The organism is Agarivorans gilvus, from assembly GCF_001420915.1.
Lineage (GTDB): Bacteria > Pseudomonadota > Gammaproteobacteria > Enterobacterales > Celerinatantimonadaceae > Agarivorans > Agarivorans gilvus.
Genome location: NZ_CP013021.1, coordinates 2580276 through 2604125 on the forward strand (window position 1 = coordinate 2580276; position 23850 = coordinate 2604125).

General features: G+C 46.3%; 24 protein-coding genes and 3 pseudogenes. 11 read left to right on the plus strand and 16 right to left on the minus strand.

Annotation, left to right across the window (positions count from 1 at the left end; all coding sequences use genetic code 11):
* Positions 1-140 precede the first annotated feature (140 nt).
* Positions 141-335 carry a hypothetical protein gene (locus AR383_RS12070; protein WP_055733367.1) on the minus strand — a complete coding sequence of 65 codons (195 nt, stop codon included), beginning with the start codon at positions 333-335 and terminating at the stop codon, positions 141-143.
* 410 nt (positions 336-745) lie between these two features.
* Here AR383_RS12070 and AR383_RS12080 point away from each other — a divergent pair.
* The 3 genes from AR383_RS12080 to AR383_RS12090 all read left to right on the plus strand — a co-directional run bounded on the left by AR383_RS12080 (position 746) and on the right by AR383_RS12090 (position 3948).
* A protein-coding gene (locus AR383_RS12080; protein ID WP_157051634.1) for an IS3 family transposase occupies positions 746-1923 on the plus strand; the annotation gives its coding sequence in 2 pieces (ribosomal slippage) (positions 746-1016 and positions 1016-1923; 1179 coding nt in all).
* 30 nt (positions 1924-1953) lie between these two features.
* The gene (locus tag AR383_RS12085) at positions 1954-2352 is read left to right on the plus strand and encodes an ATP-binding protein (protein ID WP_055733368.1); all 399 of its coding nucleotides are present in this window, start codon (positions 1954-1956) and stop codon (positions 2350-2352) included.
* Between the two features lie 219 nt (positions 2353-2571).
* On the plus strand, positions 2572-3948 hold the full coding sequence (locus AR383_RS12090) for a hypothetical protein (RefSeq protein ID WP_055733369.1): 1377 nt from the start codon (positions 2572-2574) through the stop codon (positions 3946-3948).
* Here the strand turns inward: AR383_RS12090 and AR383_RS22675 are convergent.
* From AR383_RS22675 to AR383_RS12130, 11 genes and pseudogenes are all read right to left on the minus strand, one after another.
* Positions 3932-4063: pseudogene (locus tag AR383_RS22675) on the minus strand (DNA cytosine methyltransferase); the annotation flags it as partial. The gene AR383_RS12090 and the pseudogene AR383_RS22675 overlap by 17 nt on opposite strands.
* Before the next feature lie 57 nt (positions 4064-4120).
* A pseudogene (locus tag AR383_RS21305) lies at positions 4121-5038 on the minus strand (IS5 family transposase).
* A 55-nt stretch (positions 5039-5093) separates the two neighbouring features.
* Positions 5094-5747 carry a DNA cytosine methyltransferase gene (locus tag AR383_RS22095; RefSeq protein WP_232304735.1) on the minus strand — a complete coding sequence of 218 codons (654 nt, stop codon included), beginning with the start codon at positions 5745-5747 and terminating at the stop codon, positions 5094-5096.
* Positions 5748-5749: 2 nt separating this feature from the next.
* Complete coding sequence (locus AR383_RS22100) at positions 5750-6538, minus strand: DNA cytosine methyltransferase (protein ID WP_232304736.1); 789 nt, start codon at positions 6536-6538, stop codon at positions 5750-5752.
* Between the two features lie 154 nt (positions 6539-6692).
* Positions 6693-6860: an L-galactonate oxidoreductase gene (locus AR383_RS21570; RefSeq protein WP_157051727.1), complete on the minus strand. Its 168-nt coding sequence runs from the start codon at positions 6858-6860 to the stop codon at positions 6693-6695.
* Between the two features lie 75 nt (positions 6861-6935).
* Complete coding sequence (locus AR383_RS12105) at positions 6936-7565, minus strand: bifunctional 4-hydroxy-2-oxoglutarate aldolase/2-dehydro-3-deoxy-phosphogluconate aldolase (RefSeq protein ID WP_055733370.1); 630 nt, start codon at positions 7563-7565, stop codon at positions 6936-6938.
* Positions 7565-8526 (minus strand): annotated as a pseudogene (locus tag AR383_RS12110) (sugar kinase). The gene AR383_RS12105 and the pseudogene AR383_RS12110 overlap by 1 nt, the downstream one beginning before the upstream one ends.
* Positions 8527-8596: 70 nt before the next feature.
* A complete protein-coding gene (gene elbB / locus AR383_RS12115; RefSeq protein WP_055733371.1) occupies positions 8597-9256 on the minus strand; it encodes an isoprenoid biosynthesis glyoxalase ElbB in 660 nt (219 codons plus the stop codon).
* A 125-nt stretch (positions 9257-9381) separates the two neighbouring features.
* On the minus strand, positions 9382-10356 hold the full coding sequence (locus tag AR383_RS12120) for a glutathione S-transferase family protein (protein ID WP_055733372.1): 975 nt from the start codon (positions 10354-10356) through the stop codon (positions 9382-9384).
* Positions 10357-10377: 21 nt separating this feature from the next.
* Positions 10378-11199: a 4,5-DOPA-extradiol-dioxygenase gene (gene ygiD, locus AR383_RS12125; protein WP_055733373.1), complete on the minus strand. Its 822-nt coding sequence runs from the start codon at positions 11197-11199 to the stop codon at positions 10378-10380.
* Positions 11200-11272: 73 nt separating this feature from the next.
* Complete coding sequence (locus AR383_RS12130) at positions 11273-11695, minus strand: DoxX family protein (protein WP_055733374.1); 423 nt, start codon at positions 11693-11695, stop codon at positions 11273-11275.
* A 349-nt stretch (positions 11696-12044) separates the two neighbouring features.
* On the opposite strand from AR383_RS12130, the gene AR383_RS22110 reads away from it, so the two are divergent.
* The 8 genes from AR383_RS22110 to AR383_RS12170 all read left to right on the plus strand — a co-directional run bounded on the left by AR383_RS22110 (position 12045) and on the right by AR383_RS12170 (position 19864).
* Positions 12045-12263 (plus strand): helix-turn-helix domain-containing protein, encoded by a 219-nt coding sequence (locus tag AR383_RS22110; RefSeq protein ID WP_232304802.1) that lies wholly within the window; start codon positions 12045-12047, stop codon positions 12261-12263.
* The gene (locus tag AR383_RS12135; protein WP_232304738.1) at positions 12236-12931 is read left to right on the plus strand and encodes a substrate binding domain-containing protein; all 696 of its coding nucleotides are present in this window, start codon (positions 12236-12238) and stop codon (positions 12929-12931) included. Before AR383_RS22110 ends, AR383_RS12135 begins: the two co-directional genes overlap by 28 nt.
* A gap of 88 nt (positions 12932-13019) precedes the next feature.
* Positions 13020-13520 carry a hypothetical protein gene (locus AR383_RS12140; RefSeq protein WP_055733375.1) on the plus strand — a complete coding sequence of 167 codons (501 nt, stop codon included), beginning with the start codon at positions 13020-13022 and terminating at the stop codon, positions 13518-13520.
* A gap of 11 nt (positions 13521-13531) precedes the next feature.
* Positions 13532-13903 carry a hypothetical protein gene (locus tag AR383_RS12145; RefSeq protein ID WP_055733376.1) on the plus strand — a complete coding sequence of 124 codons (372 nt, stop codon included), beginning with the start codon at positions 13532-13534 and terminating at the stop codon, positions 13901-13903.
* Positions 13904-14056: 153 nt separating this feature from the next.
* Positions 14057-15165, plus strand: a protein-coding gene (locus AR383_RS12155; protein ID WP_157051611.1) for an IS3 family transposase whose coding sequence is annotated in 2 segments (ribosomal slippage) — positions 14057-14306 and positions 14306-15165 — 1110 coding nt in all. Because the reading frame shifts where the segments join, the coding sequence is not laid out codon by codon here.
* A gap of 280 nt (positions 15166-15445) precedes the next feature.
* Entirely contained in the window at positions 15446-16210 is a 765-nt protein-coding gene (locus AR383_RS12160; RefSeq protein ID WP_055733377.1) for an endonuclease I family protein, read from the plus strand.
* A gap of 140 nt (positions 16211-16350) precedes the next feature.
* Positions 16351-17619, plus strand: coding sequence for a GGDEF domain-containing protein (locus AR383_RS12165; RefSeq protein ID WP_055733378.1), 1269 nt, complete (start codon positions 16351-16353; stop codon positions 17617-17619).
* A gap of 127 nt (positions 17620-17746) precedes the next feature.
* Complete coding sequence (locus tag AR383_RS12170) at positions 17747-19864, plus strand: methyl-accepting chemotaxis protein (protein WP_055733379.1); 2118 nt, start codon at positions 17747-17749, stop codon at positions 19862-19864.
* Between the two features lie 44 nt (positions 19865-19908).
* Here the strand turns inward: AR383_RS12170 and AR383_RS12175 are convergent, their stop codons facing one another.
* From AR383_RS12175 to AR383_RS12190, 4 genes are all read right to left on the minus strand, one after another.
* Positions 19909-20739, minus strand: a complete 831-nt coding sequence (locus tag AR383_RS12175) for a mechanosensitive ion channel family protein (RefSeq protein ID WP_055733380.1) — start codon at positions 20737-20739, stop codon at positions 19909-19911.
* A gap of 214 nt (positions 20740-20953) precedes the next feature.
* A complete protein-coding gene (locus AR383_RS12180) occupies positions 20954-21889 on the minus strand; it encodes a TPR end-of-group domain-containing protein (RefSeq protein ID WP_157051728.1) in 936 nt (311 codons plus the stop codon).
* Positions 21874-23310 carry an aspartate kinase gene (locus AR383_RS12185; protein WP_055733381.1) on the minus strand — a complete coding sequence of 479 codons (1437 nt, stop codon included), beginning with the start codon at positions 23308-23310 and terminating at the stop codon, positions 21874-21876. Before AR383_RS12185 ends, AR383_RS12180 begins: the two co-directional genes overlap by 16 nt.
* Before the next feature lie 140 nt (positions 23311-23450).
* The gene (locus tag AR383_RS12190; protein ID WP_055733382.1) at positions 23451-23849 is read right to left on the minus strand and encodes an ectoine synthase; all 399 of its coding nucleotides are present in this window, start codon (positions 23847-23849) and stop codon (positions 23451-23453) included.
* Between the last annotated feature and the right edge of the window lies 1 nt (position 23850).

Below are 23850 nucleotides of genomic sequence, written 5' to 3' on the forward strand. Positions count from 1 at the left end.
CGTTGCGGCATTGACCCAATACTAGCTAAAGCGAGTTGTATAAACGTCCAGATGAAAAAATAAGCACAAGACGAACAACCTAAAACCTTTCTAAATCAGCGCCGTTGATTACCAGTAAACCCGTCAATTTTTGTTGAAGCTTAATCTAGCTCTGTAAACTCCATCGGATCGAAAGCATGGCTAGAATTTGACCATTTTGACCAAACGCCGATGTCATAGCCGTATCGAAGTTCAATACTCAAAACATCTTTATTTGCCACTTCTGGGATATTATCAACAGTAGTTTTGGCCAACTCTCTCGCCAACTCAGCATGGTTAAGCTTATCTGAAGACAAAAAGGCGCTAACTCTGGTATATGTAGTTGTTTTGCTTCCTTCATTAGAAGAATTGAAGGTCGTAGACCCCAAAGTAATATAAGCGTTAGTGACTCCGGGAGCATCAGAAAGTGTGATCGTGAAGCTCTTGACGCCTACCTAAAAGGAGACATTAAGGACGCGTCACCAGCAACAACTCGCTTCACCGAAAGCATTGAAGACATTAAAAAAACAATTAAAAAACACAAACTTGAAGAAGAAATGAGCGGTAAAGTCGCACAAATTGAATCAGACTACCTTCAAATGAGAGAGGTCACTTTAAGCTCTGGCATCGCTGGTATCAATTTAGCTGTAATATTGTAGTGGCATAGTGAATTTGGCCACCTGATTAGAGGTGATAGACTCACCTCAGAGACAAAACAGGTGAACTAATGACAAAACCAAGAAGACCTAACTTTAGCCCCGAATTTCGCCTAGAAGCTGCCCAGCTTGTTGTAGACCAAAATTACAGCGTTCGTGAGGCCGCTGAAGCCATGGGCGTGGGTAACTCAACGATGGATAAATGGGTGCGACAACTTCGCTCAGAGCGCCGTGGTGAATCACCTAAGGCGACACCCATGACGGATGAGCAACGCCGTATTCGTGAGCTAGAAAAGCAGGTCAAACGCCTTGAAATGGAAAAAGACATTTTAAAAAAGGCTTCCGCTCTCTTGATGTCGGACGAGCTGAAAGGTTTGCGTTAATTCATCGGCTTCAAGAGAGCTTTCCCGCTAATCATTTATGTCAGCTATTCAGTGTTCATCGAAGTAGTTACAAATATTGGCGTGATGAAGCGGTCGGCGAAACACCGAATCGCATTGTGCTTAAAGAGAAAGTTCGAGAAGCATTTGAAGTGAGTGAAGGTTCTGCGGGAGCTCGCACTATTGCAGCAATGGTTACGCAAACAGGTACACCCTTAAGCCGTTATGTCGCTAGCAACTTGATGCGTGAACTTGCGTTGTTTAGCTGCCAACAACCAAAGCATCGCTATAAACGAGCGACACACGAGCATCCTGTTGCACCCAATGTTCTTGCTCGCCAGTTTACGGTGGATGCGCCTAACCAAGTTTGGTGTGGTGATATCACGTATGTCTGGACTGGGAATCGTTGGGCTTATTTAGCGGTTGTACTGGATTTATATGCAAGGAAACCTGTTGGTTGGGCAATGTCTTTGAGCCCTGACAGTAAACTTATTAGCAAGGCGCTGATGATGGCTTATGAACTGAGAGGTAAGCCTCAAGGACTAATGTTTCACTCAGACCAAGGCAGCCAATATACGAGTGTTAAATATCGACAGTTGCTATGGCGATATCAAATCAAACAGAGCATGAGTCGCCGTGGTAATTGTTGGGATAATGCGCCGATGGAGCGTTTCTTTAGAAGTTTGAAGACAGAATGGATGCCAGAGCTAGGCTACCGAACTTTTTTAGAAGCCAAGCACGCCATAACGGATTATATCGTAGGGTATTTCAGCCAAGTCAGGCCACATCAGCACAACAAGATGTTGCCACCGAATCAGGCTGAAGAGTTGTACTGGAAAAACTATAAAACCGTGGCCAGTTTTACTTGACCACTACATATTTCACGAGGTAGAGAGGGGGTGGATGACCTAAACGAAGCAATTCGGCAGTCTGATGATTACGAAACCCTTCTAAAACGAGCAGAGCATCTTGCTGAACTACTAGAGGGTTTTGCACCACTTCTCCGCCGTAATGAACAAAAAACTTTTAACATCAAAGCTCTTACTCAAAAGATTATCAAACTTAATACACATCGCTTTGAACACCACAATGTGACCGTATCGTGCCCCGTAAATACCGACGAATCAGAATCGTTTGAGGTTACTGCCCCATTCGGTTTACTTCAAGCAACCTTAACTAATCTAATCGATAACTCGATTCATTGGACGAACTTACAAGCTGAGAAAAAGGCAGTGACTTTAAGCCTGCTATACGCATCGATACCCTTCCTCACTGGTTTAAAGAAGGTCCGGCATTAGTAGTTATGGACAATGGTCCAGGCTTTAGTTTGACCCCAGAGGAAGCAATTCAGCCTTTCAAGACATCTAGACCTGGGGGTATGGGAGTTGGGCTTTACTACGCCGATAAAGTAATGGAAACAATCGGGGTAGACTTCAAATATGTAACCCAGAAGATTTAGACCTACCTGAAGCTTACCAGGGTGCAGCAGTAGTAATTATTTTTAGTTAGGAACCATAATGATCAGTTTGCCAAGTATCGTTCTTATCGATGATAACAAAGAAGACTTAGATGAGCTTCAAGAGAGTTTTACGCGCATTGGCTACCCATGCTTCCCTATCCGCTATCAGGGAGGTGAGCCCGGCAATGTGTCAGGAATAGATCATGTTAGACTCGACATGATTAAGCCACGTATCGTCATTTCTGACCTCAACCTTCAAGAGCTTCAAAAACTTGATGAAAAACAATTAGCAGGACCAATTGCAGAAGTTCTACGTAAGTTATCGTTAAGTGGTCCTTTCATTTTGTACTTTTGGTCTCGCAACGCAGGAACTGTCGAGCCTGTAATGCAAGTTATTTATGAACGATATACCGATATACCTCACCCTATACACTGGGGTGTTTTAGACAAAACTCAGTTCAAATCAGGTCAAAAAAATCTAGAAGAGCGAATTGCTACTATAACTAAAGATAATCAAGTGTTCGATGCATTAAGTAGCTGGGAAGGCCGAGTCTCAACTGCGGCACAAAAAACGACAGATTCATTATTCAACTTAGCTCGCGCCACTGAACATGAAAGCTTAAGTGATTTTCAAGGTAAAACCACAGACAAAATTCAGGCCATGCTGTCTGTAATTGGTAATGAAACCTTAGGTGTAAAAAATGCTGCAGAAGAACCTGATATAGCAATAGAACTTGGTTTAGAACCAGTACTTCATGACCATATACAGGCAATGTATGAGCACATAGAACCTTCTGTATGGACTGATGCTGCCAATCAGATAGGAAAGCGAATCAGCGCAGATAGTGATGTAAAAGCGCACCTGAACTCCTTCTACCATATTGAAAAGTTAGAAGATAATGCACCGAAAAATAAGCGAGGTAGTTGGGTCGAGTTTGAACCTTCATATTTAGCGGACAGCAACAAAGAGCCGAAGATTAAACAAAATCTTGGCCGAAATATAAAAACTTTACTAAACGAAGAATTTTTGGATAGTAGCCAAGGCTCTAAAGCTACGAGAAAAACTGTACATGAAGCAACTAAAATAGGTTTTCTAGAACTCTCTGCCGAATGTGATCAAGCGCAACGGAAAACCAAACTTAACAGATATTTTTTATCGGCAATGATCCCCAAAGAGCATGAAAGTTATACATTTTTCAGAGAACAAAAGGACAACACTGCTCATGCAGGTATTTATCGCTTACCTAATGTAATCGTTGATGGGCAAGAGTACATCGTGAAAATTAGCTTTATGTATCAGGTTGGAGCGATTCCTAACTTCAATAATAAGTGGCTGGGGAAACCTATATTCAGGCTAAAAGACCAAATATTATCCGACATTAGCTTCAAAGCTTCACAACATTCTGCAAGGCCAGGCATTATCCGTTTTGATTAAGCAACTCCATCACCACTTTTCCTATCTGCTGTGCCAAATACGGTGGTACAGCGTTTCCTACTTGCACATACTGCTGTGTTCGATTCCCTTCAAATAAATAGTTATCCGGAAATGTTGGCCTTGTTGATCAATTCAGAGCCAAAAATGCAGTAACCTCAAGGCGTTTTCCTCTTTATTCAGCTAGCTGACGAGCAGGCATACCTAGCCTGCTCATTTTGTTCAACGCGCACACTCCGGCCATGATTTCACCGACTTGGGCGTTGTAACAACGTAGACTCAACTTGTCGCTAAGCAGTTGTTTGAAACGATACATCGCCGTCTCCTATAGTGAACGAAGATGGTAAGCATTGTCCCGTTTCCAGTTTTCCAACTCACCTTGCTTCAAGGCTTTTACTGCAACGTTCCGTGGGTGACCCGCTTCCCACATACCTGCATTCTTGCGTGGAGGGATTAGTGCAACAGCCTTCTTACGTTGTACTTCTTGATAGCTCTGCCGTGTGTCATAGGCACCATCAGCGCTTACTGCTTTCACTTTGCGCCGCAGCGGTCTCAACAAGGTGGGTAACACTTCACTATCGTGAACCCAGTCCATCGAGACCTCAGCACTCACTATCTGATGGCTCTGGGCATCTACTGCCATATGCAGTTTTCGCCAGACTCGACGCTTTTCAGCGCCGTGTTTACGCACCTTCCACTCTCCTTCGCCAAACACCTTAAGACCTGTAGCATCGATAACGAGGTGAGCCGCTTGACCTTGGCTAGGTAGGCGATAGTTGACTTCAACAGTCTTTGCTCGCTTACTTATACAACTGTAATCGGGAGATTTTAAGTCGACCTTGAGCAGGCGAAACAATGAGTTGATGAAGCCTTCAAGAGCACGCAGTGGTAACTTGAATACGCCTTTAATCATCAGCGCAGTTGCGATAGCGGTGTCACTGTAAGTATGGCTGCGCCCTCGACGACCACTGCGCTCAGTGTTATTCCATAGTTCTATGGCTTTCTCATCCATCCAGAAGGTCAATGAGCCGCGTTGCTTCAGTGCACTGTTGTACAGCTTCCAGTTGGTGATGTTGCCTTTCGCTTTACCCATGTTTGGTGACCCGACAGATATAGATACAGATCAGATCCGCGACTGCTGAGTTAGTTCAATCTGATTTAGGAAACAACGCCGGAAATGTTTGTAAACGAGCCGCCTCTCGGACAGTTAAGCTTCGGCACTGCTTTGGGTCGTAGTGAATAAAATAATGTCCATCTTTCGAAATATGACTTGTCACCGTTGTTGAGCACTTATTTGCCGCTTGAGTTCTAAAGCGGTCCGCATGAGAGCCGGAAGTCCAATTTTCATGAGCAGGAGCAAGATCATCTGGGAAATCTCTCGCCTTAGGAGAAGTGCCACCACTTAGCTGTGTATATGCAGCGCTGTAAGCATAACGAAGCAAATCACTTTTCATATGACCACGAGTTTCATGGTTTAACACACAAGGTGGCTCAACAACTCGATACCATTCAATTAAGTGCTCGGGCATTTGAATTGGGTACTCGACGGGCTGGACCGCAGAACGAGCTAGATTTTTAAGTGGTTTAATATCTAAATCTTTTGCTTGTTTAAATTGCGTCTTCAGTAGTCGTTTAACTTGGGTAGCATTCTTAGAAACAACTCTCCCCCAATCAGTCGCGTTGTCTTTACACTTAGAAAAGCCACTTCTTAATTTGGGCAAGTCGGCTAACACTTGCTCTACTGAGGCCTGGCTAGCAAACTGTGAAAGAGTTTCCGGAACCTTAACAATGTCTGCACGCACACCTAATAAAATGACGCGATGACGCGATGACGCGCTTGGGGCACTCCATATTTTTCTGATTTAATTAAGAAATCAGCAGAGTTTTCGTATTCAGGATTCTTGGGGTTATTCGCCCCTATTACCAATGAGAAAACTTTATACCTTGGCGTAGCTATTTTCGTCACTCGCCCTGGAGCTCTCAAATCCTTAAGAATTCGAGGGAACATGATGTTTCCATCAATTTTGGCAGAGAGAATACCTCGAACATTCTCCATTACGAATACGTCCGGCTGTGCGATAGAGAGAACTTTAAGGTATTCCTTATAAAGAAAGTTACGATGGTCTTTTTCGGCGGTGTAATCCTCTATCCCTGCATTACGAGAACGACCGGCGAGCGAGTACGCTTGGCATGGCGGGCCACCTATAACGACTTTTGGCCTATTACCATGTCGTTTCACTAATTCAGTAATGCGGTCGTGAATAATACGATTGTCATCGCCAAGTGCTCTAGGCTGATGCAATGTTTCACTTAAAGCCTCTTTGGCTTGCTCGGGATATCGTTTAAAAAGCTGTTCTCTAGAAATAGAGCCTAATAAATACTCGTTGTAACTTATTAGGCCCCCTTCAACATCTTTTAGTTTTCGATAAAGAGCTCTGGTTGTAAGAGTTTTGTGAGCAGAAGATTCTTTCTCTACAGAGACCCCAATTTTGAAAGGACGTTTCCCATTCGGTGCCATGACTGAAGACACTCCCTCACCTAAACCCCCAGGTCCGGCAAAGAGATCAATTACAAGAACGTCGCCTGTTTCCATTTTTCACTATTATCATCAACTAAATCGCAGGCAATAATACCAGGCAAATAAACATACACAATGGTTTTCTAGGGCAAAGGCTTTTCCACGTAATATGTCAATTTTAATTTAGCTGGCTGAGCACTCTTCACGGTGCTTCAGCCAGCTTACGCGTTTAAAACGAAATAATGCCTTTTAACAAACCTTTATTATTTACTACCTGTTCTTGGTAGTGCTCGCCAATGGTGTTGAAGTCGAAGGTATGGGTAAGCATCATGCTGGCGCGTAGCTTGCCATCGGTCATCAGCTGCTGCACCTTCACAAGGTCTTGTTTGAAAAACACCGAAAACAGCCTTATCACCGAAAGCAAACAACCCGCCTAAAGCCGGTTGTCGTCTACAACTCGCAACAAAACCGGCTAGTTATTCACCAAGGCCACCGCCTCTCTCACTAACTGGCCAATTTGCTCCCATTCACCGCGAGCGATCATGCCCTTGTCTACCATCCATGAGCCACCACAGGCCAGCACTCGTGGCAAGGCAAGGTAGTCGTTGATATTAGAAGTATTAATGCCACCAGTAGGCATAATTTGAATATCCACATAAGGGGCAAGCAAAGACTTAAGCATGTTAATGCCACCCGAGGCCTCCGCAGGGAAAAACTTCAAGGAAGTCAGACCCATTTCTAAGGCGGCTTCAATGGTGCTAGGGTTATTCACCCCCGGAATTATTTCAATATCCAGCTCTTGGCAAGCCTTTACGGTATTGGGATTAAAACCCGGTGAAACGATGAAGGTAGCACCGGCATTTTTCGCTGCAATCACTTGCTCACGGTTTAGCACAGTACCGGCACCAATTAGCATCTCTGGGTAGCTGGCACGTAACAAGCGAATCGCTTCTTCGGCGGCGTCGGAGCGAAAGGTAATTTCCGCCACCGGCAGGCCATTTTCAACTAAGGCTTTACCTAAAGGTAGAATATCTTCGGCCTTATCTAATGCAATCACGGGGATCACCTTATATTTGCTGATTTGCTCAGTAATGGTGGTCATCAATAATCCTTGTTAATAGAGTTGAAATAAGAACGGGTCAGGTCTTTAGCGACGATCGCACCGCGATGTTGAATCACCAAACCGGCCAGCCCATTGCCCTGCTTACAGGCTTGAGACAGGCTTGCACCGCTTAAGTAGGCAGCTAAAAAGCCACCATTAAAAGAATCCCCGCCGAGGTGGTATCAACCACCTGTTGCACCGCTTGGGTGGGCACCAATTCAGCTTGTGTCATGCTGGCGAAATCTTGATAAACACAGCCCTCGGCACCCAGTTTAACCACCACCTTGCCACAGCCTGATCGTTGGTAGCGGGCCAAGGTTTGTTGATAATCACTATCGCCCCACAGCGCTTGTTCATCGTCGAAGGTCACCAAGGCTAAATCACAGCGCTCCGCCATTTGTTGATAAACCTGCCTCACCGTTTGTCCTTGGTCTTGCGGCCATAAACGGGGGCGATAGTTGCTATCAAAGGCTATCTCTACCCCGGCATCGGCCAGCGTTTGCAATAAGCCTAACAAATGCTGACGATCTCCTGGCTCTAGAATAGCCAAGGAAATACAGCTCACAAACAGCACGTCCATGCTGCGAAGCGCCTCGGCCACCGCCGCAAACTCGCTATGTTGCAGCAGGTATTTAGCCGCCGACTGCTCGCGCCAATATAAGAAGCTACGCTCGCCATGTTCATCTAATTGAATCATATATAAACCCGGCGAGCGAGTGGAGTCGCGTAATACCCATTCGGTATTAATCCCCTCTTGCTGCCAGCGCTTGCGCATGCCTTCGCTTAAGGCATCATCACCTAGAGCAGAAACATAATGAATCGCTACTGGCTGTTGCTTAGCGGCTCGCGCCAAATACACCGCCGCGTTCAGCGTATCGCCACCATAGGTTTGTTGCATGCTGCCAAAGGGCTGACCATTTAGCTCAATCATACATTCGCCAATAATTGCTATTTTCTTCATATTTAGGCTTAAATATCAGTAAGATGCACCGCTTATCATTCCATGGCTAGCCCAGAAATAACAACAGGAATTAGGCCAAGTTAGCAAAGGCCTTAATTGCCTTAGAAATACCGGCGAAAACTTGTTTGATGGATGCGCCATCGTCCATGTAGGCGGGGCTAGTCACCAGCAGGTGTTGCTGATCCACCACGCAATCATCGGTGGCACAGTTTTGATGTTGCGCGCCGGTTTTTTCCACTTGCTCGGCGGTGCCAGGATCACTGCCAATGGTTAAGGTTGGCGCGTGCTTACCCAATATTAAGGCGATAATCGCCGGCGCAATACAAACCGCCGCAATCGGCTTTTTCGCTTGGTAGAAGCCATTCACCACTGCCGCTAAGTTAGCATCGGCTGCGCCCTCAGCGCCCTTAAAAGCAAAATCAGACAAATTCTTGGCCACGCCAAAACCGCCCGGCAGCACTAGGCCGTCAAATTCCTCAACCGTTAATTCGCTTAGGGGGCTAATATCACCGCGGGCAATTCTGGCGGCTTCTTGCAAAACATTACGCTCGGCGCCCTCTTCAGGCTCCGCGGCCAAATGGTTAACCACATGAAACTGGGCGCTATCTGGAGCAAAAATACGATAACTGAGCCCTTCTAGCTCCAAGGCTAATAAGCTTAATACCGATTCGCGAATTTCGGCGCCGTCTAAATGGCCACAACCCGATAAGATTACTGCTACCGTCTTCATACCTATACCTCTTGATCCTAAATACAACAATGCTTTAGAACTATAGATGAAGCTGAGCAATTGCCAAAACGACTAAACCGACAAAGCCAGCCACAAGGGCTGGCTTTTGTCATGAAACAAGGTACTTAAGATTGCTTCACCGAAGCAATCAGCTGCTCGATATGAGCTGGGCCAACCGGGCGCACGCCCGAAGGGTTAAGCGCCTTCAGCGCATAATAGCCAGCGGTAATGTGGTCGATGCTCACCGTATCTATCACCCCAGGCAAGCGTAAAATACGTTCCATATAGGCCGACAAATTCGGGTAATCGGCAATTTGCTTACGGTTAGTTTTAAACAAACCGTGGTAGGCCGCATCGAAGCGAATCAAGGTAACAAAGCAGCGAATATCGGTTTCGGTAAGCTGATTTCCCACTAAGTAATCTTGCCCCTGTAAGCGCGCTTCTAATTCGTCCAACATGGCAAATACTTCGTTACAGGCTTCTTCATAGGATTCCTGCTCTTGAGTAAAACCGGCTTTATATACACCGTTATTCAACATGTTGTAGATGCGTGGATTAAGTTCATCAATCTCGGCGGCATGTTGCTCGGGATATAAACGAATCTTAGATGGCACCAAGTGCTCAAAGGCGCTATCGAACATTCTTAAGATGTCGGCGCTTTCGTTATTTACCATCACGTTTTGCTGCATGTCCCATAGAACTGGCACCGTAGCACGGCCAGTGAAATGAGCATCGGCGCGAGTATAGAGCTGATGCATGTACTGCGATTTAAACAGCGGATCTTGGTCCGCGCCTTCATAACCACCAAACTCCCAACCCTGGTCGGTCATTTTTGGGTTTACCACCGTCACGGAAATTACATCTTCCAAGCCTTTTAGCTTTCTGGCGATTAAAGTACGTGAAGCCCAAGGACAAATTAAGGCCACATATAAACGATAGCGACCGGCTTCAGCCTTAAAACCGGCTTCACCAGTAGGGCCAGCGCTACCATCGGGGGTGATCCAGTTTCTAAAACCCGATACCTGCCGAACAAAGCGCCCTTTCTCATCGGCTTTTTGCATGGGTTTCCAATCTTCTACCCATTGACCGTCAACTAACATAAAAACTCTCCTAAGTATGGCTTAAGCATGAAACATGAACGAGCGCATCGATATCGCCCCTAAATCGATGCCTTCACTGGTGTAAATAAGTTGGTCCTTAGCGTTAGCAGCACCGGCAATGGTTAAAGCGGGAGCATAATGCTCTAAGGTGGGGTTGGCCATTCGTAATAGGCTGCCCAAGGCTTTGGTATTGGCTAAACCAGCAAAGTCACGTTGATTAAGCTTGTCGGCAAATACGCTATCAAACTTCAGCGCCCAATCGTGCGCCTTACCGTTAAATTGCAAGGCACCTAGGTTGTGCACCACATTGCCCGAACCAATGATCAATACACCGCGCTCGCGCAGCTTGGCCAAAGCCTTACCTATGCCCAACTGCCAGTTCAGATCTTTGGTGATATCAATAGATAACTGGAACACCGGCACATCAGCCGCTGGGTAGAGATGATGCAATAAACTCCACGCGCCATGGTCTAAGCCCCAGCTATCATCGGTTTTCACTTGGTAGTCGGCCAACATGCTGGCCACTTGCTTGGCTAGCTCAGGCGAGCCCTTCGCTGGATAGTGCAGTTGATAAAGCTCATCAGGAAAACCGTAAAAGTCATGAATGGTGCGCGGCGCGGCAGACACATCTACCAAGGTGCTGCCTTGGGTCATCCAATGTGCCGATATCATGAGAATTGCCTGTGGACGAGGCAATGACCGTCCAAATTCAGCCCAACGGCGGCTGTAGGCGGTATCTTCAATAGCGTTCATTGGCGAACCATGCCCCAAAAATACCAAGGGCATTTTGGGAGAAGCCTTAAAACGCTCGGCCAAGTTTTTTAATGAAGAAGCAATATTCATATCGATCCTGTTATCTGTGCGATTATCGATCAAGCAAATTATTCGCTAGAAGGCCAACGGCCCCCTAGCCGACTTAGGCGTATTGACCGAATAATTTATTCGCCACTGGGATTTTTAGTGCCAAGGCACCGTTGCCCAATAAACCAATAGCAGCTTGTGCTGCCGCCCAAAATAGCGGGAACTCCCAACCACCACCGGCATTGGTGAAGCCCCAACCATTGCCAGAATGAGCCCAAACCACACCGAGTAACAAGGCCACTAGCGGCACCGATACCCAGCGAGTGGCTACACCTAATAGCAAGGCCAAACCACCGAATAGCTCTGCCACAATGGTGAAGTAAGCAACAAATCCTGGTAGGCCTAAGCTTTCAAAATAGCCAACGGTGCCCGGAATAGTAAATACAAACACCTTAGTTAGGCCGTGGGCGACAAATAAGCCACCGGAAATTAAACGTAGTAGTAATGCTGCATAGGCTGCGGTTTTTTGCTCAATCATGACAATGTCCTCTGTTCAATCTTAATAATTAGCACGACAACCAAGCTGGCGCGATTTGTGTACCGTGACCCAAGATGTAGCCCAAATGAATGTTTAAGTAAGCTAGTGGCTCGATGTAGCGAGCGTTGCTTAAGGCGGCGTAGACAGTCATACAGCTAGGGATCTTAGGTCCGCCAAGTCCGTGCTAAACCAGAACCCATAATGGCTATATCACCCTCTCTCCTAAATGCGATGCCCGTTGTTGGGCTGCCTGTTTGCTATGGGAAAAGTATCGGCCGGAGAACTTTTCAATACAATGGTAATTATATAGAATAACAATCACCAAAATGTTCTCAATGGGGAAAGAGTGATGGATTTAGTTGATGGTTTAAAAGCCTTTGTGGCCACCGCACAATCGGGTTCGTTTACCGAAGCCGCAGAACGCTTGGGGGTATCCAATCGCATTACCTCTAAATATGTGGCACAACTGGAAGAACGCGTCGGCGCCCGTTTACTGCAACGCACCACCCGCAAGGTCGGCCTAACCCCACTGGGCAAGATTTGCTGGCCCGCGCCCCGGCACTACTAGAAGAGTTAGACGATCTGCTAGGCTGCGTATCAGAACAATCGAAAGGCCTTAACGGCCTGCTGCGCATCTCCGCCCCGGTCACCTTTGGCGAAATTTACATTACCGGCCTACTCAGCCGATTTGCCGCGCAACATCCAGGGGTGAGCTTTGACTTGCGACTCAGCGATTCCCACGTTGATTTAGCCTCCAGCGGCTTTGACTTAGCCTTTCGCATAGGTATGCCCGACATTGTCACGCTCAAAGCCCGCAAGCTCGGCGAAGTGACCAGCTGCGCGGTGGCCTCCCCAGACTACCTTGCCCAACACGGCACTCCCAAGCATCCCAAAGAGCTAGAAGAACACCTGTGCATCATCGACACCAACCGCCGTGACCATAACAAATGGAAGTTTTACAACGGCAGCCAGCAAATCACCGTTAACCCCAGTCGCAACTTAATGGTAAACAGCGCCCGCATCGCCAGAGATTGGGCGATAGATGGCCGCGGTATTTGCCTATGCCCCGACTTCGTTTTACACGACGAGCTAAAAGAAGGGCGCTTAGTGATGCTACTTGACGACTACTGTATGAAAGCCAACCCGATGAACGCAGTGTATTTAGCAGGCAACGTAATGCCCAGAAAGGTAAGAGCGCTGATCGATTTTGCCGTAGAAGATTTTGCTGCGCGGTAATTAACACTAGATTTGACCACGATATTGACATATAAGTCAGTATAAAATAACATCGATGGCACTACTTGACTCATTTACAAGGATTAAAGTGAGAAAAGCACTATTTTCCGCTCTACTATTTGTCAGCTTCGCAAGCCTAGCGTTAGAAAATGTAATATTCAGTGGCTATAAATTTCCCGTTAGTTCAGATTGGTCTGCAGTACGTTTAATGGAAGAGGACAAGGGATTTTATATAACCAAAAAAGACCTTGTTGTATTGATAGTTAAACAACACGAAGCCTCTCAGTCCCCCATCACTCTTGAAGACGGCACTGAAACCTCAGTACTAGAAATTCAATTAGACAAACTTCATGGACTCACAAATAAGTCTGAAAGTACTATTTATAAAGGCTTATTCGCGAGCTTTTCGTCAACAAAAGTACTTAAAGGTAGTGGTATTAAGTTCTTCCTAGAAGTAGATGGCGCAATAGAAGGAATGCAATTCGCTTTTATCTCCCCCGATACCAAATCGCCGATGATAGATATATCGACATCAATGATGACGGAATCCGAATTTATAAGTTATTTAAAATCAATAACCATTAACTAGGTACATAAATAATGTCAAATTCGCCAGCAACGCTAGACCAAGATGATCGAGAAAATTTGCAATACATACTTACTCAAATGTTTCCGGAAAGTAAGACGTTTAAACAGCATGCACCTACAGTGAGAACACTCGAGGTTTACATTCAAGCTGTTAGAGCAAACAAGTTTTGCAACAACGCGATGACCCACTTAACAACAGAACTGTTAGCAACACCAGCATCTCAACTATATCGTGGCAAGATGAAGGCCGTTGTAAAAAAGGCGATCAAAGAAATCAAAAACAAACACCAAAATACAGGACTTAGTTTCTTTATTTGTGAACAGGCAGTTAAACTAAGATATAAGTCTCCCTTGGCCATTACTCTAGATGGATACATGAGGTAACAAACTGATTCCAAAAGTGGAAATCCACCCGCCATCTCATGCTTACTCAGCGTAAAACAAATCATGTTTAGATTAGTAAGCCAGTGTCCACTTCCCCTAAAATGACACAAATTTAAATGGAGTTTTCTACACTCATTAACGTAGGAGAACGCCATGAAAAAATCACGCTTTACCGAAACGCAGATCGTCAACATTCTCAAAGAAGCTGACGCGGGGATGAAGGTCGAAGATATCTGTCGTAAACACGGAATGAGTAACGCCACGTACTATAAGTGGAAATCTAAGTACGGTGGCATGGATGCTTCTGAACTCAAGCGAGTCAAAGAGTTGGAAGAGGAAAATTCGAAGCTGAAAAAGTTATTTGCCGAAGTCAGTTTGGAAAACCATGCGATGAAGGAACTCTTCGCAAAAAAGGGCTGGTGACAGCAGAAAAACGGAGCTGTGCCCAATTATTGGTCGGTGCCGGCTTGAGCATTCTGAAAGCCTGTACCTTGGCTGACATCAGCCGTTCAAGTTATTACCGGCCATTAGTCGATTGGCGTCAAAGGGATGCTGCTGTCATTGATGCGTTGAATTCTGAGCTTAAGAAGTCCCCCAGAGCGGGCTTTTGGAAGTGCTTTGGCCGACTGCGTTACAAAGGGTATCCATTCAATCATAAGCGCGTTTATCGCGTGTATTGCCAAATGGGACTCAACCTTAAACGGCGGGTTAAACGAGTATTACCGAAGCGAATTGCGCAACCATTACAGGTTGAAGCGAAAGCCAACTATCAATGGGCCTTAGATTTTATGCATGACGGACTTTATTGCGGGAAACGCTTCCGCACACTTAATGTAGTAGATGAAGGTACGCGGGAATGCCTTGCCATTGAGGTAGATAGTTCATTGCCAGCAGAGCGCGTTGTACGCGTACTTGAGCAAATTAAAGCTGAGCGTAGTCTACCGGTTCAATTACGAGTCGATAACGGGCCTGAGCTTATCTCGGCAAGGCTGACAGATTGGTGTGAACAGCACCATATTCAACTGGTTTATATCCAGCCAGGTAAGCCTCAGCAAAACGGATTTGTGGAACGTTTCAATGGCTCGTTCCGTCGAGAATTTTTGGATGCGTATTTATTTGAATCGCTAGAACAAGTCCGAGAAATGGCTTGGTTCTGGCGTTTGGATTACAACGAAGAACGAACCCATGAAAGTCTCGGTAATTTGCCACCGGCTGCTTACCGAGCAAAACTGGAAAACTCTACTTTAGAACTGTCTCATTAATGGGGAAGTGGACACCAGCTTCTAAATATTTAGCCTCAATGCACTTTCTGATGCTGCGTAAGCCCACATAGTGTGAATGTATCAGCAAGCAGCTTATATACGTTTATATTAATTATCTGTTAGCAAATATACTCACATCGACCTAAAATCAGGCTTAGCCCACAACACATATGATTGGCTCTCTCCTAATAGGTCTCAATACCAAGCCCGCTATTGATAGTTAGAATATTGAACTAATCGCATGCTAAATTTCAGCGTTTTTTGCTGAATTGAGATCAAGATGTACTCGCCATTTTCTGCTCGCCCTGCGGCTTTATTTGTTCTATTACTTAGCCTGCTGCTGTCTCCATTGGTTTTAGCTAAGGGCAACCAAAGCATTGAGTCTTTTAGTACAGCTAAACGACTGCTGTTGCAGCAGGTCTATGCCACACCAGAATCGCGCCGTACTCTTTACTGCCAAGCCAGTTTCGACGAAAACAAACACGTGCAACTAAATAGTGGTTTTGCCAGCAGCAAATACCTCAATCGCTTAGCCCGCTACGAAACCGAACATGTGGTACCCGCGGAAAACTTTGGTCGCAGTTTTAAGGCTTGGCGCGAGGGTCATCCACAGTGTGTGAATAGTAAAGGTAAGGCCTACAAAGGGCGTCGCTGCGCTGAAAAAACCAGCGCCGAATACCGCTTAATGCAAGCCGATATGTACAATCTCTATCCCGCTATTGGCGCGGTCAATGCAGCTCGCTCCAATTTCAATTTTGCCATGCTCAGCAAGGCCAAATCGGACTTTGGCAGCTGTGATTTACGTATAGAAAAACGCAAAGTTCAACCTCCAGAAGCCGCCCGCGGAGCCATTGCACGCAGCTATCTGTACATGGAAGCCAGCTATCCGCGTTATTCCATGAGCAGCAGCCAACGCAAGTTAATGCAAGCTTGGGACAAACAATATCCGGTAAGCGCGGCCGAGTGCCAACGCGCCCAAATCATTGAGCGAGTGCAAAATAACCACAACTCGATTATGAGCAGCCGCTGTGCACAGTACGACTGATTAGCCAGCAAGCCAAGGCAACAAAATCAAGCCATTGGCTCAAACAATCTTCAAAACTGCGCCGCTCGGCGCGGTAAGCCAAATGATTTTTGTGGATAATAAGTCCAGTATTTACTCACTATTTTGCTAGTTGTTGAATAATGAACCCTCTGCAACGTGATGCTTATTATCCATTTTTGGTATTGATTTCGCTGACCCTAGTGCTGTGGCAGAACTTAGGGATGGAGCGCAAGCTCCTGTTAGATCTAAATAAACAAAGTGAGGTATTCCTCAACGATCAATTAGTAAATGGGCATAGCGGCAGCGGCTTATTATTAAAACAGCAAGATAAAGCCACCCTGTTTTGTAGTAGCGAAGCCCAAACCAATAGCGCCTGCGCTCTTAGCCTACAACTAAACCGAGCACTATCCGCTATTCGGCTCGATCATTATCAGCAGCTTAACTTAGACATCGCCTTTTCCAGCAACTTACCCGACAGCCTAATACTGCAATTTTATTTAGCAACGGACCCTCAGCAAAACTACCAACACTTACTACAGCAAAGCATTTTGCCGCGCCAAGGTCGGGCTAATTATCAATTATCACTGGCGCAGTTTTACACGCCCTCTTGGTGGCAACTAGCAAGGGCACAAACCACCCCCAGCGGGTCACCGCAAGTCAATCACTTCGCCTTAATCACCGGAGATAACCAACAAACCAAAAACATCGAGTTATCACTGTATCGTATCGAGCTCAGCGGCAAACTGATTGCCGCCAAAGATTTATACTTGGGGCTGCTAGCCGTATGGTTAATCAGCTTGTGTGTAAGCTATTTTAAACTCGGTCGCGGCCTCAAAGAGCAACACCAGCAATCACATAAACATGCCTTAGAACTCAATAAAATGAACAGCTATCTCAGCATTGAGCGGGATAACTACGAGTTTATGGCGAAAACCGATCCGCTCACCAGCTGCTTTAATCGTGCAGGACTGCGCAATATTTTTAGTGACATCATCATTGAATACATCGAAACCAACATGCCGGCCAGCATCGTATTATTCGACATCGACCACTTTAAACAAATTAACGATAACTACGGCCATGATGAGGGCGATAAGGTGTTAATTAACATTGCCAACCTAGTACGCCAACAAATCCGTGAAGGGGACTACCTAGCACGCTGGGGAGGAGAAGAGTTTTTAGTGGTATGTACCCATACGCGGCAAGCGGGCGCCTGTGCACTGGCAGAACATTTACGCCAAAGTATCGAACAAACCATGCTTAGCCAGCACAGTCGAATTACTAGCTCCTTTGGCGTAGCAGAAATTAACAGTGGCTTTTTAGAGCAGTGGATCAAGCGCGCCGACGAAGCGCTCTACCAAGCTAAACAAAGTGGCCGCAATCAAGTAATAGCGGCGGCCCCCCAGTAAACCCTCTCTGCCTACTTAGAAAACGCTCTAGCAGAGCTAAGACATTGATAAACTTGTCATTCGTGATAACCTGCTATTCTTATAGACAGCTAAATTACTAGCTGACCAATTTGGCATAGGAGGCCGCATGAAGCGTTTATCAATTGGCGCGAAATTACTCTGGATAAGCTCAGCCTTATTTCTGGTGGTCGTAGCGGTCCTATCATTTAGTTTATGGTGGTCGTTAAGCGAGCAGAATACTCAACTCGCCGAACAAGTTAAAAGCAGCCTACACCAAGAAACCCAACAACGCTTAAGTGCCCGCGCCGCCGAGTATGGCGAAAAAGTGGCTGGCTTTATCAACGAAGCCTACCGTATTCCATATAGCTTTGCTGGCCTTATTGAACGCACCGCACAGCAGCAAACGCTAAGCCGTTCGGGTGTAGAACAAGCGGTATATGGCACTCTGCAAAAAAACCAACTGCTTTCTTCCATGTACGCTCAGTTTGAGCCCAATGGCTACGACCAATTGGATGATCAAAATTCAGAAGGACAGAGCCACAGCGTTGTAGGCTCGGGTAGTTTAGAGATATACGTCGTGCGCAATAACGACGGCAGCATCGAGCAGCAGCAGGTTGAAGATTCGGCAGAAAAGTATGTTGCAACAAAGGATGAATTTGGCATTCGTGAAGCCGAGTGGTATCTCTGCGCCAAAGACCGCAAAAAACCCTGCTTAATGGAACCCTACCTCTACGAAATTTCTCCGGGGAACGAAGAGTTAATGACTTCGCTCACCGTGCCCGTGGTAGTTGATCAACAATTTAAGGGAGTAGTGGGTGTTGATGTAAACCTTCCGGTATTCCAGCAACTTATTGACGAGCTTTCTGCCAGCCTTTATCAAGGCAAAGCCAAGGTAACGCTACTCAGTCAATTGGGCTTGGTGGTAGCGGCTAGCCACTACCAAGATTTCGCCCGCCCGCTAGGAGAAGCCGTAGAGCCTTCGCTCGCCAAACAATACCAGCAATTAGATCAACAAGGCGGCTTTTTAGAAAGCGATAAGCAACTGGTATTTGCCTATCCGGTTAACATTCCTCTGGCTGACGCCCACTGGTCTTTGCTGATTGAAGTGGACAAGCAAGACGCCTACAAAAGCGCCTTAAGCATGAGCCAAGTGATGGCCGAGATGGCCAGCTCACTGGGCAGTTTGCTGCTGATAGTCGGCATAGTGGTATCGGTATTAGCGGTACTAGCGATTAGCATTGTGATCCGCTCGCTACTATCACCGCTTAAAGTAATTCAAGCGCGAGTTGAAAACCTAGCCAGCGCCGAAGGGGATTTAACTCAATCAATCACTGTGGATGCTCACGCCGAACTGATCGCCCTAGGGGGTGGCATTAATAGCTTTATCACCAAGCTACGTGAGTTAATTAGCCAGTTAAAAACCTTATCAGAACGGGCTCAGCACGAGAGCCAAACCTCGGCCGACATTGCCCAGCACACCCGTGACAGCGTCAACAAGCAATATCAAGAAATTGAAAGCGTGGTAACGGCGGTGAACGAAATGAGCTCTACCGCTTTAGAAGTGGCCAAGGCCTCGGAGCAAACCGCCCAAGAAACCGAAGCCATGACCGACAATGCCAGATCGGGCGAGGCGCGCCTGAAACAGGCAATGCACTACGTCACCACCATGTCAGAAGAATCCTTGCAAGCCAAAGACGCAGTAGCCAAAGTCGCCGACAGCAGTACCAACATCAGCAATATTGTGGATGTGATTAACGCCATCGCCGAACAAACCAACCTATTGGCACTGAACGCCGCCATTGAAGCCGCCCGTGCTGGTGAGCAGGGTCGCGGTTTTGCGGTAGTGGCCGATGAAGTGCGCTCGTTGGCTTCCAAAACTCAGAACTCTACCGGTGAAATTAGCCAACTAATTAATACCCTACAAAGTGAAGTGAGCAGCGCGTCTGGAATTATCGAACAGGGTGTAGAAGGGGCGCAGCGCGCAGTAGAACAAACCGAGTCGGCACTTAGCGATTTAAATACCATTGTTAGCCAAATCGAGGAAGTCTCTGGGCAAATCACCCATATTGCTACCGCGGCAGAGGAACAAAGTGCCGTCACCGAAGAGGTGAACCGTAACATTACCGCCATCTCTGATTCGGCGGCAGAGCTAGCCAGCTTGGCCGACCAAACCACTCAAAGCAGTAGCAGTTTGGCGCAGTTGGTAGAGGAGCAACAACAGCAACTTAACAAGCTAAAAACCTAAACCCCGCCCAAAGAGTTAGGCTTAGCTTACTAAGCCTAACTTGTTCAGCCTTGCTCGGCCAATAAACGCACTTCTCGCTGCGGAAAAGGAATGCTAATCCCAGCCTGTTGCAGGGCATTAAATACCGCTAAATTAGCCGCAAATTTGCTTTGATGATAGACCGGTGTAGGCACCCAAAAACGGTAGCTAATATTAATACCACTGTCGGCAAAAGCGGCTATGCCCACCTTGATGCTGGGTGAGCTTTGCACTTCTTCTATCGCCGCTAAAGTACTTTCAATAAGCTCAATCGCCTGCTCAGGTTGGCAGCCATATGCGATGGCGACTTCGCCTTCAATCAAGCTATTTTGCTCGGTGTTTTTAATGATTTCACCGACGATGTGGCGATTAGGAATGGTCACCCGCTCGTTGTCTTCATTAACCAATACCGTGGTAGCCAAGTTAATTTCTGCGACCACACCGGTGTAGCCTTTAACGGTGATGGTGTTTTTGATAACAAAGGGGCGCGTTAGAATAATGGCCAAACCCGCACCATAGTTAGACAAGGTACCTTGTATGGCTAAACCCGCACCCAAAGAAAGGGCACCTAAGGCCGCCACAAAGGGGGTAATACTAATGCCCAGCTTACCCAGCGCAATAATCACCGTGATGCTGATGAGCAATAACTTCACCAGATTGGCTATGAAGTTGGTGAGGGTAATATCGAGCCCCTTGTGCTCCAGTACTCGAAATACCCACTTAGCCACCTTGGACGCAAACCACAGCCCCAGCAACAGGATAATAACGGCGCCCACCAGCTGAAAGCTGTATTGCACCAAAAAATCCACAATGGTTTGGTAAACCGATTCGAGCTGAGCGAGTTCTTGGTCAATCATCTGGCTATCCTTACGTCAATGCAAAACCACGGCGGCACCTTGCGCTAGTTTACTCACTTAGCGCTTGTTTAATAGGATAATTTTAGCCTAAAGCGGCCCACCAAGAGCAGTCAATTACAGTCACTATTAAGGCAGCGACGAGCACCGCTAATCTTGGCGCTTAAATACCAGAAGACAGCAGCCAGAGACTGCTGGGAAATAAGCTATGTCGACACTAGTGAACCACCGCCTGATTAAGCATGCTATTTAGCTGCTGCAGCGATTCATCATTAAGCAAGGGTTGTAAGGCAGGGTCTTGACGAATGTCTTCCATGTAACTTTCGCGGCGATTTAGGGCTTCGGCCAAAAAGCGTAGCGCATCTTCGTAATGTTCCATGGTGGTGTGAGCACAGGCCAACTGGTAGAAGGCGTGGCTATTCTCAGGGTCAACTTTCAATGCCTGATGGCAAAGATTAGCAGCCCACTGCGGCTCGTTGAGTTCTAATACCGCATCGGCCTTGTAGGTTAAAGCTTCACAATCGTCTGGACGTAATTTTAAAATTTCATCGTAAATAGTGATTTTATTGGCGGCGGAGGAGTCTTGCTGGGCACGTAACCATAATGATTGAATTTCTTGAGTTAACTCAATCACTTCGCGGTTTTCTTCAATATGCAGGGTCTTTTGTTTCATTTGCTTTTCGATCAGTTCAAGACGCTGCTCATACTCCTGAACTAACTTAGAAATTTCTTCATCGGCCAGGGTATGCACCCGTTCTTTAATGTCGCGAAATGAAGACCAGCCCACCAAAACCAAGACCGAGGTCGCGGCGGCAATTAAGTAGAAAAAGTAGGTCACCGTGTCGGTGGCATAAGCCACCGCACGATCAACAGATTGATGTTCTCTATCCACAATCTGCTGCATTAGTTCATGTTTGTTCTGTGCCTGATCAACCCGCAATTGCTTTAGTTCATCCAGCACATAGCGCTCAATAAAAGGTTTATACAGCGGCTCATCTAGTTGCTCTAGCTGCGTAGCTGTTTGCTGGGCTTCTGGCGGAGGCTCTGCGGCGGCTTCGTTTGCCAATGCTTGGGCACTGGCAAACGAGGGCAGAGACACGCTCAGAAATAAAATCAGAAACAACACAGCAATGGTACTTAAGACGCTAGACATATGGCTCGCCCATGATCATGAACCTCTACCAACTCCGCATGCAAGCTCTTCACCGCCTGCTCGTAGTCGGCCTCCTTAACCACCAATTGAATGTCTACCTGACGCATCGATTGGTGAATAGCCAATACACTAACAGACTGACTAGCTAAAGCCTGTACTGTTTTGGCTAACATACCCGCCACCTGCATATCGCTGCCAATGGCTGAAACAATAGCCACTTTTTGCTGATTAAATTCAGCTTCAGGGAAGCGCTGCTCTAAGGCTTCGCGGATCCTTTTAACGGTTTTTAAATTGGTCGATAAATAGTGAGTCAGCGTATTAGCGTTAATATCTTTCGATACTAACTGCGCCTTAAAGCGTTGAATAATCGCCAATACCTGCTGGTCATATTGAGTAATACTACCCGCCATATCTTGATCAAACAACTCTAGAGCGTAAATGCCCTTACAGCCGGCGATAATCTCTACGCAGGGTGAATCACTCACATAGTCACCAGTAATCAAGGTACCACTATGCTCTGGCTCAAAGGTATTTTTCACCCTTAGGGCGATACCATTTTGTCGTAAGCCCTTGGCAGCCTTAGGATGAATCGCTTCCATGCCTAGGTTCGCCAATTGGTCGGCCACATCATAGTTAGTACGACCAATCGGTACCGCATTATGCTCGCCCACTAAACGTGGATCGGCACTACTGAGGTGAAATTCTTTGTGAATAATGGCTTCTTTAGCTTGGGTCAATACCGCCAAACGACTGAAAGTCATTTCACTGTAACCACGATCAAACGACGTCATTAAACCCGCATCACTGTGAGCATAACCAGTCACAATCGGCAACTGCTTGCTTAAATCAATTTCGGCAAAGGCTTCGCGGATCCGCTCATCCAAAGGAACGTGTTTATTGGTTAACCAGCCGGTTAAATCCACGAAACAGGCATTAACCCCATCACGTTGCAATAACTTAGCGGTGTTCCATGCACTATGCGCCTCACCGATGCTGGCGAGCATTTCTCTAACAGTGCCTAAATGAGCGTCCAGCGCGAAGTGGCCGTGCTGACAAAGACTTTGTAAGTCTAACAAGCACTGTTTGGCATCATCTAGCCGCTCATTTAGAAAAAGGTTAGCTTGCTTTAACAAGGTGCCTTCGCCAAACAACTGTAGGTTTATCTCTAACAACTGGCTCTTTACTTGCTCGAACTTTTTCAACCAACTGTCATCTTCCATGGCACTGGCAAACAAGCCATAAATACCCGGTTGACCACTTTTTTTATGCTCCAACAATTGATCGGTAATGCCGCCGTAGGCCGACACCACAAATACCCGTTGATAAAGCTGCTCTTCACTCGCTTGATAAATAATATTATCGCGCACCGACAAGTAATCACTCATCGACGTACCACCAATTTTCTCAATGGTATGATTCATTGTTATTAATCCTTTATAGCTCTAAATAAGATGGGAGTTGTCAGCAAACCCGCAAGCTAGGTCGCGCGATGGTTTGCTGGAGACACTATGATGTTTTTAGCTGGCGGGAGGCCCCGCCAGTCTATTTATTTGCTGCTGATTTAAACAGCTTCGGTGTCCAACTCGTAAGCGCCTTCGGCGTTGTGAACTTCATTACCGGTTACCGGCGGATTAAATACACAGGCCAAGGTCAATTCTTCAAAGGCACGTAGAATGTGCTTATCGTGGTTATCTAGAATGTAGATAGTGCCTGGTTCAATTGGGTGTTTTTTACCATCGGCGAGGTTTTCAATTTCACCTTTACCAGAGACGCAGTAAACCGACTCTAGGTGATTTTGATAATGCATGTAAAAATCTGCACCCTTGTAGATGGTAGTCATATGGAAAGAAAAGCCCATTTGGTCTTCTTTCAATAACAAACGCGTGCTCTCCCAATTACCATCTGGAGAAACTACACGACGGTTAGTTTTGTTTGCTTCCGCTAATGTTCTTACAATCATA